The sequence below is a fragment of the Vibrio sp. OPT46 genome, from assembly GCF_015163535.1.
Classification (GTDB): domain Bacteria; phylum Pseudomonadota; class Gammaproteobacteria; order Enterobacterales; family Vibrionaceae; genus Vibrio; species Vibrio alginolyticus.
In genome coordinates, this window is sequence record NZ_JADDYG010000323.1 from 1 (window position 1) to 13,099 (window position 13,099).

Consider the following 13,099-nt stretch of genomic DNA (forward strand, 5'->3'; position numbering starts at 1 on the left):
CTTGGACTGGCCAAGGTCGTACACCTTCGGCGATTCAAGAGCAACTTGATGCAGGTAAATCTCTGGATGAGTTCCTAATCTAGATCCGTGCTATTTTTTAAAAGGCTCCCATAGGGAGCCTTTTTTATTTAAACCATTACAAATAAAAAAGGCACATTTCTTAATGTGCCTTTTACTTTAGTTACAGAATAGTTAATTAAATCGCTTCGTATTAACGTTCCCAGTATGCTTCTTCTAGGCTATCTTCTCGCTCAGGAAGTCCGCGCGACAATCGTGGTGAATGTTGCACGAGAACTTCGTAGCTAGCACGGTTTGCGTATTTGCAGACTTGAGAAAAAGAAGAGTAAGTTAAATACTCGTTACTGTGCTTGCTTGAATTAGGCACATTTTCTTTATGGTATTTATTTGCTGCCATATCATGAAGAACAGCAGATAACGCAGCATCACCTGCGCCATTTGTATTCTTAATTTTTTCTGGGCCACCCATATATGGCGAGATATGCGAGTACACTTTTATTGGCGTCTCGCATGAGTCTTTTTTCGCCGGACGACTGAATTCATAACGATTAAATTCAGCAATTGACCCTGGAAGTAATGGCAAAGAAGTTTCGCGCTTCGCGCTATCCTCCGTATACCCAGCCATAAATAGACCTACAGGACCCGCCGTGCACAATACTAGATCAGCCCACTCCAATGTTTTATCAGACGCAGCAAGTGGATCAGATTCCCCCGTCAGTGCTTCTGCTTCATCTTCATTCATCGCAACGACTGAAACGTTATCTCGAATGAATTCTTGCCAATATTTAGGGTCATCTTGAATAACAAACTTTGTGCCTAAAGTCAGAACAACAGGCACATCATTCTTTTTCGCGTACTCAATTGCTTTCATTGTTGCTTCCGGCATTGGGTCGCCGTCTTTGCAACGTACTAGATATGACGTCAGTACAAGTGCTGATGCATTTTTAAAGATTTTCTCTGGAATGCTATCAGGATGGAGTTGGTTCATTTGCCCTTCGCTGATAGCAAAAGTACGTTCACCGTCTTCTGTGATAAGAGCAAAACAACGGCCAATTGCACCATCTACACCTTGTAGGTAGTTCAAGTCCATGCGGCTTGATGTATTACAAAGATAGCGGTAACCGTAGCTGCCAATCTTAATATCCTGGCTCATCACTCCAAGTAGTGTGGAGCGGTCATCCGCTAGCACGGAGTAGTTATGTAGCGTGTTACCAATTGTACCGCCCGCATACTCATTGGTAATCAAGTTCTCTTCTTTCAGTTGCTGGTATAACTCTTCTGCTCTTTCGTCATCGATAACCAGAGAGTGACCTTTACTCAGACCGTACTTTTCAATCACATCCGTTGTAACTTTTGCTTCAATATCAACCAAGGTTTGGTCAATACCAATGATGTGAGTGCGCGTCATCTTCTTGCTTTCTTGTGCTTGGCTCACCAGCGGGTCACGAGCATGAACAGGAAAATAGTGCTTCGATTTGCGTTGTCCAGGAAATTTCATATTGTCAGTCTGAGTAAGGGGATGAAAAGGAGAGCGGATTCTATACCGCTAATAATAAAGCAGCAATAAAAGCGATTATAGCAAACGTTTGCTGACTACTTTTTTCTTTTAGGTGGCTTATTCACCTTCCATAAAGCTGAGATCTGGTAGTTGCTCAAGGTGCTCGCTATAACGCTTTAGGTTGAACTCACCCTCATTCTTCATTACATCAAAAATCTCAATTGACATCGCACATGCCATCATCGCAACCGCATCTTCACGTGGTGTGCCAGTCATCATTAAACGCATAAGGGTTTCTTTTACTTTAAGCGGGTTACCATCTTCGAGCTGATTTTCAACAATTTCAATCAACTCACTTTCTTGCATAAATTGGTTTTCTTCTGTCATTTGATGTTTCCTCTTGGATTTTGGCCAACTATGCCATATATACCTCTTCTATACTTGCGAAATTACTCGTTCGAATCTTTGTTGAAGAAAAATCCAGCGAAACGAATTGTGATTTCGATCTCGGATCTGTCACCGGTCTGTGGATTCTGATAGAATCTGCATCCCGTTTATTTAAGTGGTGTTTAGTAATGTCTGATAACAGCCAAAAGAAAGTCATCGTCGGTATGTCCGGCGGCGTTGATTCATCTGTTTCCGCGTATCTTCTAAAGCAGCAAGGCTACCAAGTAGAAGGCCTTTTCATGAAGAACTGGGAAGAAGATGACAACGAAGAATATTGTACAGCGGCAGAAGATCTTGCTGACGCTCAGGCAGTATGTGACAAGCTAGGCATCCACCTACACACTATCAACTTTGCTGCCGAATACTGGGATAACGTATTTGAGTACTTCCTTGCTGAATACAAAGCGGGCCGTACTCCGAACCCTGACATTCTTTGTAACAAAGAAATCAAGTTCAAAGCATTCCTAGAATTCGCTGATGAAGTACTTGATGCTGATTACATTGCAATGGGCCACTATGTGCGTCGCTCTTTCCCAGAAAACGGTGAAAAAACACAAATGTTACGTGGTCTAGATGGCAACAAAGATCAAAGCTACTTCCTGTACACATTAAGCAACGAGCAAATCGCACGTAGCCTATTCCCTGTTGGTGACCTAGAGAAGCCAGAAGTACGCCGCATCGCGGAAGAGCAAGATCTAATCACGGCGAAGAAGAAAGACTCTACGGGTATTTGTTTCATCGGCGAACGCAAGTTTACTGAATTCCTAGGTCGCTACCTTCCAGCTCAACCAGGTAACATCGAAACACCTGAAGGCGAAGTGATTGGTCAACATCAAGGCCTGATGTACCACACGCTTGGTCAGCGTAAAGGTCTACACATCGGTGGCCGTAAAGGCGGCGGTGGTAACGAGGACCCATGGTTCGTTGGTGAGAAAGATCTAGAACGTAACGTTTTGATTGCCGTTCAAGGTAAAGACCATCCAATGTTAAAATCAGAAGGTCTACTTGCATCACAACTTCACTGGGTAGATCGTGAGCCAATTCGCGATGTTATGAAGTGCACAGTGAAAACTCGTTACCGTCAGGAAGATATTCCTTGTACAATCATCCCTATCGATGATGAAAACATTAAAGTTATCTTTGACGAGCCACAAATTGCTGTAACTCCAGGTCAATCAGCAGTGTTCTACAAAGGTGACGTGTGCCTAGGTGGCGGCATCATCGAGCAACGCATTAAATATTCTCAAGCTTAGGAGTCGTTACGTGGCGAATACACTTTATGACCGTACTATCGCTTTCGCTGGGATTTGCCAAGCTGTTGCTTTAGTTCAACAGGTAGCGAGAAACGGACATTGTGATCAAGATGCTTTTGAAACATCAATCAACGCTATTTTGAGCACGAACCCTGCTAACACAGTTGGCGTATTCGGTCGCGAAGCCGATCTAAAGCTCGGCCTAGAGTGCTTGGTTAAGGGGATTGATAGCACACCATCAGGCAGTGAAATTACTCGTTACATTATTAGTTTAATGGCGTTAGAGCGTAAGTTAAGCTCTCGTAACGATGCTATGTCTCAGCTTGGTGATCGTATTCAGATGGCCAAGCGTCAGTCAGAGCACTTTGAGCTACTAGACGATCAAATGATCAGCAATTTAGCGAGCATCTATCTGGATGTCGTTAGCCCTATTGGCCCACGCATTCAAGTAACGGGCACGCCATCTGTACTGCAGCAGACGGCAAGCCAACACAAAGTTCGTGCGCTGTTGTTATCTGGCATTCGTAGTGCAGTTCTTTGGCGTCAAGTTGGTGGTAAGCGTCGCCACCTAATCTTCGGGCGCAAGAAGATGGTAGAGCAAGCACAAATCCTTCTTGCTCGTCTGTAGTAAAATATCAAATAAGCAGCTCGCGTTTATCGCGAGCTCATTTTTTTCGACTAAAACAAATCCCGCGCAAACGTTTGCGCAATATTCGTGACAATTGCCACAGTTATTGGTATAAAGCTCACGAAATTTAGAAACCCAATTCAGGAGAACATCATGGAACTGTCAGCATTGACTGCTGTTTCACCAGTAGACGGCCGTTACGGAAGCAAGACAATTGCGTTACGCGAAATTTTCAGTGAATACGGTCTACTAAAATACCGTACTATCGTTGAAATCCGCTGGCTACAAAAGCTTGCTGCTACTGCTGAAATTGCAGAAGTGCCAGCGTTTAGCGCAGAAGCAAACCAATTCCTAGACGACCTTGCTGCAAACTTCTCTGAAGAAGATGCACGCCGTATCAAAGAGATCGAGCGTACAACTAACCACGACGTAAAAGCGGTTGAGTACTTCCTAAAAGAGAAAGTAGCAGACGTTCCTGAACTGCACGCAGTAAACGAGTTCTTCCACTTCGCATGTACTTCTGAAGACATCAACAACACATCACACGCTCTAATGCTTAAAGAAGCGCGTGAGAACGTGATTCTTCCAGAAATCCGTAACCTAATCGACGCTATCAAAGCACTAGCAGTGGAATACCGCGACATTCCTCTTCTATCTCGTACACACGGTCAGCCTGCTTCTCCATCTACTATGGGTAAAGAAATGGCAAACGTGGCGTACCGTATGGAGCGTCAATTCAAGCAAATCGAAAACGTTGAGATCCTAGCGAAAATCAACGGTGCAGTAGGTAACTACAACGCACACCTTTCTGCTTACCCAGAGCTAGATTGGCACAAGTTCTCTGAAGAGTTCATCACAGAGTCTCTAGGCGTAACTTGGAACCCTTACACAACTCAAATCGAACCGCACGATTACATCGCTGAGCTGTTCGACGCTATCGCTCGTTTCAACACTATCCTGATTGACTTCGACCGTGACGTTTGGGGTTACATTGCACTAGGCCACTTCAAGCAAAAAACTATTGCTGGTGAGATCGGTTCTTCAACAATGCCTCACAAAGTTAACCCAATCGACTTTGAAAACTCAGAAGGTAACCTAGGTCTTGCGAACGCTGTATTCGGCCACCTAGCACAGAAACTGCCTATCTCTCGTTGGCAACGTGACCTAACTGACTCAACGGTTCTACGTAACCTTGGTGTTGGTGTTGGCTACGCTATCATCGCTTACACTTCGACACTTAAAGGCATCAGCAAGCTAGAAGTAAACCGTGAAGCCCTTCTTGCTGAACTAGACAAGAACTGGGAAGTACTAGCTGAGCCAGTACAAACCGTTATGCGTCGTTACGGCATCGAGAAGCCATACGAGAAGCTGAAAGAGCTAACTCGTGGTAAGCGTGTAGACGGCGAAGCAATGCGTAACTTCATCGACGGTCTTGAGCTTCCTGAGCACGAGAAAGCACGTCTGAAAGAGATGACGCCAGCGAACTATATCGGTCAAGCAATCGAGCTGACAGATAAGCTGTAATACTCCTGTAACGACCAGATACTTAAAAGGTTGACGCGAAAGCGTCAACCTTTTTTAGTTAGGAGAGTTAGGTCGGGAGAAAATAATTTTAGTTATATGGAATGGATTATTAATTGAAGATCAGCCCCATTTGTTATGCCTGCTTTTGGAAGAACAAGGTTATTATTCCTACTTCCACACCAAACTTTTTTATTTTCGTTAGATTGAAAACGTGTCTGTCATCCTGACGATAAAGCCAATCATCAAAAGCAACCGTCACTGATGAATCCTCCATTTGTAGCTCAAAGTCATATTGCCACTGTAGCGCATTGCCCTGCTCTTCCCCTGTTGCTACACCTATAATATCGTCTGCCTTACCTTCATAACGACCGTCTTCTAATCTAGTGATAACCCAAATTCGCTGGTCCACCTCTCCGTCATCAAACACGAAGTCTTCCACCAGCGTCAGCGTATCACCCGCTACAGTACCCACTATATCGACCTCAAAGCGACGCGTTTGCTGTCCGGTATAATCTTGCACCATCCCCCACGCCTTTATGTCGCCTTCGAAATAACCGAATACGTCAAAAGTCGGTGTAGAAGAGCGGTAATTATCAATGTCTGCGGAACATGCCGAAAGAAAAACAGCTGCCACTAAAGTCGCTGCTTTAAAAATTCGTTTAAACACTATCTAACCTGCCCTATCAATTGTTTTCGGAGTTTCGGAAATTCTGTGTTGGGTGATAACCATATAGCCAAAAATGCATCGTTCATTCGTTCGTCTTCAATGATGCCAACGTTCTTTACTTGCACGTCCCCAACCTGCTTATAAAAAAGCTGACCAGATTTTCCATCTGTTAGATAAGTAAGCTCGTCACCTTTTTGAATATCAGGAAACATACGATCGAGCTCGCTGATCCAAGCTTTTCGATATGAGTCCGTAAAACCCAATTTCGCCCACTGCTCATCCGTCACATCAAGCAGCTGTTGCTTACTGATGTCTCTCTTGTAATTAATTTCCAACGCAAGGGGATGTGGCGATACGTCATCGCTTACGATAAACTTTCCATCAGGCGCTTTTAATCTTGAGTGATAAATATCGAAGATGAACCAAGTAAGTTGGGCTTCTCCAACAGTTTTCCACCCCTTCCAATTCGCAATGTTGCTGGCAGCTTCGCTATTTCCAACAGGTTGAGCTTGCAGAGCAAAAGAACCAGTTACTATTACCAACGCAAGCAACCTAGTCAGTCTCTGAGTTAAGTCTCTCTTCAAGCTTTTCATTTCCGTACACCTTGAGTATCAAGAGCAGCATGACGCACCATTCGACAAACAACATTGCCAGTGTAGCGCCAGTGCTGAATCCAAATTCAACGGCTTGGAGTTTATGGCCAGCAAAGTAGCTCGCCGTTCCTCCGAGTCCGCCTACTATTGATACGTAGGTTTTTGGGAAACGGTACAAAATTGACTTGAGTTGATAGGCATACCAGGCGAACAGAACCCAAAGGCACAAAAGCCAAAGGGGTAACCATTGAGTGGCAAACATGAAAATTGAAAATTGCTGATTTAATGTATCAAGCACGAGACCAATCGTGGCGATCACACCAATACTTTTGAGCGAAGATGCGTCAGTTTTCAAACAATATAGTAGGGTTGCCAAAGTAAGGAATAACGTGACCCATTGCCATTGATAGGTTCCAAGCACCGCTGCAAACCAGCAGAGTTGGAACCATGTCGAAGCAAGAAATACCTTCATAACGAACTACGGGCGTTGAAACGTCATGTGAACTGCACTGATCGTGCGAGCCAAAAAGCCACCTTCACAGTAGCTCAAATAGTAGCGCCACATACGCACAAAGCGGTCGTCGTAGCCAAACGAGCGCACTTCACTCTCTGCTCGATTAAAACGAAGGTGCCATTCGTTCAGCGTCTTGGCGTAGTCCAAACCAATATCGAACAAGTCTCGCGTCACTAAGTCACTGTACTTTGTTGTTGCTTGGGTTAGTGAGGTTACCGACGGTAAAAAACCACCCGGGAAAATGTACTTTTGGATAAAGTCGACGTTGTTACTGTAGTAATCGTAACGCTGATCGGCAATCGTAATCGCTTGAATCGCCATCAAGCCACCAGACTTCAATAAAGACTCACAGACCTTAATGTACGAAGGCAGGAATTGTTTGCCCACAGCTTCAATCATTTCAATAGAAACGAGCTTGTCATAAGTGCCGGTTAGGTTTCGGTAATCTTCTTTGAGTAGAGTGATTTTGTCTTCTAAGCCACGCTCTTTGATTTTTTGCTCCGCGTACGCGTGTTGCTCTTCAGATATCGTTGTTGTGGTGACCTGACAACCGTATTGTTCAGCCATGTAAATCGCCATAGCGCCCCACCCAGTGCCAATTTCAACAACATGATCGGTAGACTTCAGCTCAAGTTGCTGACATAGACGATCCATTTTGTTGATTTGAGCCTGCTCTAGAGAGTCATCCGCATGATTGTAAAGCGCCGACGAGTACAGCATATTGGTGTCAAGGAACGCTTCGTATAGGTTGTTACCCAAGTCGTAATGCGCATGGATATTTTTACGTGAGTTCTCTTCAGAATTTCTGTTTGACCAATGGCTGAACTTGTACAGTATTTTAGTCAACCAACTGCCTTGCTCTTCGAGTTTATCTAGAGCACGCATGTTAAGGGCCATCAGTTTCATTAATGAGGTTAAATCGGGGCTATCCCACCACCCATCCATATAAGCCTCACCAGCAGCAATACTGCCGCCCTGCAAGATCCGTGAATAAAAGCCTGGATGTTTTACCTCTATAGTAGCGACAACAGGTTGACCACTGTACTCCCCATTTGGCGCACTAAAACGCTCGCTTCGCTCTGTCGTTTCCGTCTTAAAACTTTCAATAACTGTTAAACAGCCGATTTCCATTTTTTGCAGACATTGAAAAATAACTCCGCGAGCCGCTTTTTGCGTTGTCGTCAATTTACGCGGCAATGTCATAGAACTAGTATTTAACATGCAGAATTCTCCTTGTGCTTTTTATTTTTTTTGTCTGTTTTTTCAGTATCGGCTTCTATTTCTTCATGCGTTGAATATTTAGGATGAGAATAAAAAGGTGCGCCTTTCACCCAAAGTTTTAATGCGTGCCAATAAATACCAACCATTACTTTTACCGTTTGTATTGGTGTAACGATCAAACACCTCAATAAGGTTTTGCTTGAAAGTGGCTTGGCTTTCATAACCATGGTGGCATCAAAGTGTTTCTCTCCTTTGTGACATTCAAGATGAATATTCAACTTGTCTGTCAAAGGTTTAATTTTCCAGCGGTAGAGTTGGTCAATCGGGTTGAATGGTGAAACATGGAATGCTTTAACTTGTTCCCAACCAAACTTTTCTTCTTCTTTATCTGCTGACACCACGTAGTAATGTCGTTCATTCCAAGGAGTGTTACTCACCTCTGCGAGGAGATACTTCCATTCTCCTTCCGCGTTATAAACGTAGTAGAAATTAACGGGACTGAAATAAAGTCCTAGATAACGCAAGTGACAGACTGCGATTACCTTGCCGGTACAGCGAACACCTGTCAGTTCTTCAATTTTGCTGTGCACTGCCGACTTGACGCTACCTTCACCAATGTAATCACTGCGCTTGAAGCGAGCCCAATGCCACCAACGCGAACCAAAACCCCATACTTTTTTCTCTAAAGCATCGATCTCGTCTACATCAATGGCGGGCATAAATAAAGAGTAGTTCAACTCATGATTCACCGGCGTGAATCGACGGTGACGAACGTTGCCTATAAACAATCGGCTGTTCATTTGGCTATCCATATCACGCTGCGCCTTTTTCGAAAGGAACCACATTTTGTTCGCGGTACTTTTCTTCTAGTTCTTTCACAACATCAAGCGCGCTACGCACGCCATCTTCATGAAAACCGTTGTACCAATAAGCGCCGCAGAACCAGGTACTTTGTTTACCCTGTATCTCATTTTTGCGCTGCTGCGCTGCAATAGACTCAGTGGTGAATACTGGATGATGATAAGTGAACGAACGCAAGACTTTATTTGAGTTAATTTGCTCAGTACTATTCAACGTTACACAAAACGTGTGTTCTGATTGAATATGCTGAAGAATGTTCATGTTATAAGTGAGCGAAGGGAGGCGTTGCTGTTGCTCTTCACTGCCTTCCAATAGGTAGTTCCATGATGCCCATGCTGCCTTACGTTTTGGTAGTACGGCAGAGTCGGTATGAAGAACAACTTCATTTGCTTGGTATGTCATATCCCCCAAGATTTCCTGCTCAATTGGGCTGATATCCTCTAGCATTCTCATTGCTTGATCACTGTGACAAGCAAAGATAACGTCATCAAACCAATGCGTTTCTCCGCGAACTTGAACGCCACCCCCTTTTTCGTTGCGAACCACTTTTTCGACAGGACTATTAAGACGAATATTCTCGGCAAAGCCTTTGGTCAATGGTGGAATGTATGAACGTGAACCACCTTTAATCACATACCATTGTGGTCGGTTAGTCACATCTAGCAGACCGTGGTTGAGGAAGAAACGTAAGAAGAACATAAGAGGGAATGCGCGCATGTCAGCTAAAGTCGACGACCAAATCGCAGCACCCATCGGTAATATGTAGTTATCGGTAAAAAAAGCACTGAATTTGTGTTCGTCAAGGAACTCACCTAACGTCTGAGAGTGCGAAGATTGCTCGCTAGCGAAGCGCTTGGCAAGTTTATTGAAACGAAGTATCTCGAAGATAAATCGATAAAATTTAGGGTTTGCCCAGTTACGTTTTTGAGCAAACAATGTCGACACTGTGTGGCCGTTGTACTCTAGTCCGTTCCCATCGTTTCTGACACTGAAGCTCATTTGAGTCGGCAGACCTTCAACGCCAATCTCGCTCATCATTTTAATGAAATTAGGGTACGTACGATCGTTATAGACGATGAACCCAGTGTCTATCGCGTATTCTCTACCATCAAGGCTCACATCAACGGTTGCAGTATGGCCACCGATGTAATCGTTCGCTTCAAAAAGCGTTACATCATGTTCTTTATGCAAGTAATAACCACAAGTAAGGCCAGAGATTCCCGTTCCCACAATCGCTATCTTCTTTCTTCCTGCTGTTTTCATTTTTATTCCTTCTTATGATACGAGTTTAGCAGTTAGGCGAGCTTGCCAACTGTATGGAAGTAACGAGATAAAACGTAAAATACTGGTAAATCTCGCTGGGAAATAGATATAGGTCTTGTTGGCGGCTAACTGCTTCCTGATAGAGTCCGACGCTTGCTGAGTAGAAATGATCATTGGCATTTCGAAGTCGTTTTTGTCAGTCAACGGCGTTTCAACAAAACCAGGAAACACCGTTACCACTTTGATCCCTTTCTTTTTCAAGTCGACGGCGAGCGTGCGTGCAAAATAACTGACTGCCGCTTTGGATGCGCCGTAAGCTTCTGCACGAGGCAGTGCCACTTCTGATGCGATAGAGCCAACAATAACAATGCGGTGCCCTCTCTCTAAATGTACTTGGCAGCCTTCAACGCAGTTGGCAACACCGACAACATTTACGTTCATCACACGCGCCATGAGTTTCGCGTCGACCACTCCCTCATCCATGTACTCACAATCGCCTGCGTTAAAAACCCATGTGTTTGGCGTAAAGGGCAAATTAGAGAGCGCCTGCTGAGTTTCCTCATAATTTGTCACATCAAACTGCAATGTATGAATTTTGGCAGAAACTGCCTCCAGTTCTGCAAGAACATCTTGATTCCGACCACAAGCAATCACATTCCATTCTGAGGTCGCGTAATCTAGGGCAAGCTGTCTTCCTATTCCGGAGGTGGCGCCTGTGATTAAAATGGTGTTGTTCATTGTCCTAACCTCTGCTTGATGGTTTTAACGACTGAACCAAGTAACGGTAAATGCTCATAGAGCATCTCTCCGAGATCAAAATAGTCTCGGTGATAAATGACCTGACCTTCGCTAAATTTGAGGTGCGAAACACCATTGACGAGAATAGGCGCACCCTTCTGAAGTTTGGGATGCTGAAGGTCCATTGTCCAAGTTAGGAAGCCTGTATCTCCGACTTGTTGATGCTCATGGATTACAAAATCACAACTGATGACGTTGGCATATAATGAGGTGAAATAATCCGAAAGTGCTGGCCATCCTTCTAAACGATGCGCTGCGTCCTCAAATACTACATCTTGGTGATATATATCCTTAAGCAGATGTAAGTTCGCTTTGTTGAGCTTTTGATAGATATTGCCAACAGACTGTATGTCCATTTTTTACTCCTACACGCCCATTAAGTTGTACAAAATTATTATATGTACAAGATAGTTCATTCCACCAAAGTTGTACAAAAATAATTTTGTATAACTTTATTTCTGTAAGTAGTACGTGATGAAGTTCGCACGCGATCAATCGGCGAAAAAAAAGGCTTGGTCAAAACCAAGCCTTTTCAGCAGATTAACAATTATTTAAGTAGGAACAATTAGTATTGCTGGCCTCGCAACGCTGCAATACGTTTATCTAGCGGAGGGTGGCTCATTAATAGCTCAGTCAGCGACTGCTTGCCATTGATACCAAACGCCATCATGGTGCCATCCAGTTGAGATTCATGACTCACCTTCAAACGCTCTAGAGCCGCAATCATTTTTTCTTTGCCAACGAGGCGCGCAGCACCTGCGTCCGCGTGGAATTCGCGATGACGGCTGTACCACATAGTCAAGAAGCTAGCTAGGAAACCAAATACCAGTTCAAGCACCATGGATACGCCAAAGTAAACCATCATATTTGTACCTTGGCCTTCTTCATCATCGTTCGATGCCACGATATTGGCAATAAAGCGTGATAGGAAGATAACAAACGTGTTCACGACACCTTGCATCAACGTCATCGTGACCATATCACCATTTGCAATATGGCTCACTTCGTGTGCAAGTACTGCCTCTGCCTCATCACGAGTCATATTGTGTAAAAGACCAGTAGAAACGGCGACAAGAGAGTCATCTCGTTTTGCACCTGTCGCAAATGCATTGATATCTGGTGAATCATAAATAGCCACCGTTGGCATACCAATACCCACTTGTTGAGCTTGACGACCCACAGTTTCGACTAACCAATGCTCCGTTTCGTTGCGCGGGCTTTCAATGACCATACCACCAACCGAGCGTAGCGCCATACCCTTTGACATCATCAACGAAATAAATGCGCCACCAAAACCAAATACAGCAGCCATTACAAGTAAACCTGACAGACTGCCTGGTTGCATTCCAGTTACAGCGTAAACAATATTCAGAACAACACTAAGCACTAGCACGACAGCTAGGTTAGTTGCTAGGAATAACATAATTCGCTTCATTACTTTTCTCCGAGGAAGCTTATCGTTTTTTTAAAACGGATTGTTATAAGGAACAAATGGTAATCGCTATAAAAGCCAATTCCGTTGATTTTCATGTTCCGTGCGTTATAGATATAGTCTATCCGCGATAAAAACAAGGTTAAGCAATAAATTGCAACATTTGTTTTCGGGACTGAAATATTTGATTCAAGCGATTTCAAAACATGCTTTGGTAGGAGCTGGAACCTCCGCTCATATACATTTATCAAAATGATGAAATAAGCTCTGAGCTACCCATCATGTATTGATAGATGATCTTGGTGTTAAATCTATCACCTCTTAGCAACTTAGCTAGAAATTTTTTAATAGACCAAAAACAGTACGTTAGCTCTGCTATAGA

At 43.9% G+C, this 13,099-nt stretch carries 15 protein-coding genes; 4 read left to right on the plus strand and 11 right to left on the minus strand.

Annotation, left to right across the window (positions count from 1 at the left end):
- Positions 1-83: H-NS family nucleoid-associated regulatory protein (locus IQR33_RS15300; protein ID WP_193843815.1), on the plus strand; the 83-nt coding region annotated here is incomplete at its 5' end.
- A 128-nt stretch (positions 84-211) separates the two neighbouring features.
- Here the strand turns inward: IQR33_RS15300 and IQR33_RS15305 are convergent.
- Positions 212-1,516, minus strand: coding sequence for an inosine/guanosine kinase (locus tag IQR33_RS15305; protein ID WP_005378187.1), 1,305 nt, complete (start codon positions 1,514-1,516; stop codon positions 212-214).
- A gap of 117 nt (positions 1,517-1,633) precedes the next feature.
- Complete coding sequence (locus IQR33_RS15310; RefSeq protein ID WP_005378190.1) at positions 1,634-1,903, minus strand: hypothetical protein; 270 nt, start codon at positions 1,901-1,903, stop codon at positions 1,634-1,636.
- Positions 1,904-2,091: 188 nt separating this feature from the next.
- Between IQR33_RS15310 and mnmA the strand changes: the two genes are divergently transcribed.
- The 3 genes from mnmA to purB all read left to right on the plus strand — a co-directional run bounded on the left by mnmA (position 2,092) and on the right by purB (position 5,368).
- On the plus strand, positions 2,092-3,216 hold the full coding sequence (gene mnmA, locus IQR33_RS15315; RefSeq protein WP_054576398.1) for a tRNA 2-thiouridine(34) synthase MnmA: 1,125 nt from the start codon (positions 2,092-2,094) through the stop codon (positions 3,214-3,216).
- Positions 3,217-3,226: 10 nt separating this feature from the next.
- Entirely contained in the window at positions 3,227-3,844 is a 618-nt protein-coding gene (hflD, locus tag IQR33_RS15320; RefSeq protein ID WP_005378194.1) for a high frequency lysogenization protein HflD, read from the plus strand.
- A 153-nt stretch (positions 3,845-3,997) separates the two neighbouring features.
- Positions 3,998-5,368, plus strand: a complete 1,371-nt coding sequence (purB, locus tag IQR33_RS15325) for an adenylosuccinate lyase (protein ID WP_005378198.1) — start codon at positions 3,998-4,000, stop codon at positions 5,366-5,368.
- Positions 5,369-5,501: 133 nt separating this feature from the next.
- Here purB and IQR33_RS15330 read toward each other — a convergent pair whose 3' ends face one another.
- From IQR33_RS15330 to htpX, 9 genes are all read right to left on the minus strand, one after another.
- A complete protein-coding gene (locus tag IQR33_RS15330; RefSeq protein ID WP_193837450.1) occupies positions 5,502-6,035 on the minus strand; it encodes a DUF3833 domain-containing protein in 534 nt (177 codons plus the stop codon).
- The gene (locus IQR33_RS15335) at positions 6,035-6,628 is read right to left on the minus strand and encodes a chalcone isomerase family protein (RefSeq protein WP_017821712.1); all 594 of its coding nucleotides are present in this window, start codon (positions 6,626-6,628) and stop codon (positions 6,035-6,037) included. The genes IQR33_RS15330 and IQR33_RS15335 overlap by 1 nt, the downstream gene beginning before the upstream one ends.
- A complete protein-coding gene (locus IQR33_RS15340; protein ID WP_193837451.1) occupies positions 6,588-7,100 on the minus strand; it encodes a DUF2878 domain-containing protein in 513 nt (170 codons plus the stop codon). The genes IQR33_RS15335 and IQR33_RS15340 overlap by 41 nt, the downstream gene beginning before the upstream one ends.
- A 6-nt stretch (positions 7,101-7,106) precedes the next feature.
- Entirely contained in the window at positions 7,107-8,363 is a 1,257-nt protein-coding gene (locus tag IQR33_RS15345) for an SAM-dependent methyltransferase (protein WP_132936558.1), read from the minus strand.
- Complete coding sequence (locus IQR33_RS15350; RefSeq protein WP_064368029.1) at positions 8,357-9,175, minus strand: DUF1365 domain-containing protein; 819 nt, start codon at positions 9,173-9,175, stop codon at positions 8,357-8,359. Before IQR33_RS15350 ends, IQR33_RS15345 begins: the two co-directional genes overlap by 7 nt.
- A gap of 1 nt (position 9,176) precedes the next feature.
- Positions 9,177-10,487, minus strand: coding sequence for an NAD(P)/FAD-dependent oxidoreductase (locus tag IQR33_RS15355; protein WP_193837452.1), 1,311 nt, complete (start codon positions 10,485-10,487; stop codon positions 9,177-9,179).
- A 12-nt stretch (positions 10,488-10,499) separates the two neighbouring features.
- A complete protein-coding gene (locus IQR33_RS15360; protein ID WP_017634393.1) occupies positions 10,500-11,225 on the minus strand; it encodes an SDR family oxidoreductase in 726 nt (241 codons plus the stop codon).
- Entirely contained in the window at positions 11,222-11,641 is a 420-nt protein-coding gene (locus IQR33_RS15365; protein ID WP_005378211.1) for a nuclear transport factor 2 family protein, read from the minus strand. Before IQR33_RS15365 ends, IQR33_RS15360 begins: the two co-directional genes overlap by 4 nt.
- A gap of 209 nt (positions 11,642-11,850) precedes the next feature.
- Positions 11,851-12,720, minus strand: coding sequence for a protease HtpX (gene htpX / locus IQR33_RS15370; protein ID WP_005388085.1), 870 nt, complete (start codon positions 12,718-12,720; stop codon positions 11,851-11,853).
- Positions 12,721-13,099 lie beyond the last annotated feature (379 nt).

Excerpts from the sequence above, each read along its gene's own strand:
- IQR33_RS15305 (WP_005378187.1), bottom strand. The coding sequence starts at position 1,516 with ATGAAATTTCCTGGACAACGCAAATCGAAGCACTATTTTCCTGTTCAT.
- IQR33_RS15310 (WP_005378190.1), bottom strand. The coding sequence starts at position 1,903 with ATGACAGAAGAAAACCAATTTATGCAAGAAAGTGAGTTGATTGAAATT.
- mnmA (WP_054576398.1), top strand. The coding sequence starts at position 2,092 with ATGTCTGATAACAGCCAAAAGAAAGTCATCGTCGGTATGTCCGGCGGC.
- purB (WP_005378198.1), top strand. The coding sequence starts at position 3,998 with ATGGAACTGTCAGCATTGACTGCTGTTTCACCAGTAGACGGCCGTTAC.
- IQR33_RS15335 (WP_017821712.1), bottom strand. The coding sequence starts at position 6,628 with ATGAAAAGCTTGAAGAGAGACTTAACTCAGAGACTGACTAGGTTGCTT.
- IQR33_RS15340 (WP_193837451.1), bottom strand. The coding sequence starts at position 7,100 with ATGAAGGTATTTCTTGCTTCGACATGGTTCCAACTCTGCTGGTTTGCA.
- IQR33_RS15345 (WP_132936558.1), bottom strand. The coding sequence starts at position 8,363 with ATGTTAAATACTAGTTCTATGACATTGCCGCGTAAATTGACGACAACG.
- IQR33_RS15350 (WP_064368029.1), bottom strand. The coding sequence starts at position 9,175 with ATGGATAGCCAAATGAACAGCCGATTGTTTATAGGCAACGTTCGTCAC.
- IQR33_RS15355 (WP_193837452.1), bottom strand. The coding sequence starts at position 10,487 with ATGAAAACAGCAGGAAGAAAGAAGATAGCGATTGTGGGAACGGGAATC.
- IQR33_RS15360 (WP_017634393.1), bottom strand. The coding sequence starts at position 11,225 with ATGAACAACACCATTTTAATCACAGGCGCCACCTCCGGAATAGGAAGA.
- IQR33_RS15365 (WP_005378211.1), bottom strand. The coding sequence starts at position 11,641 with ATGGACATACAGTCTGTTGGCAATATCTATCAAAAGCTCAACAAAGCG.
- htpX (WP_005388085.1), bottom strand. The coding sequence starts at position 12,720 with ATGAAGCGAATTATGTTATTCCTAGCAACTAACCTAGCTGTCGTGCTA.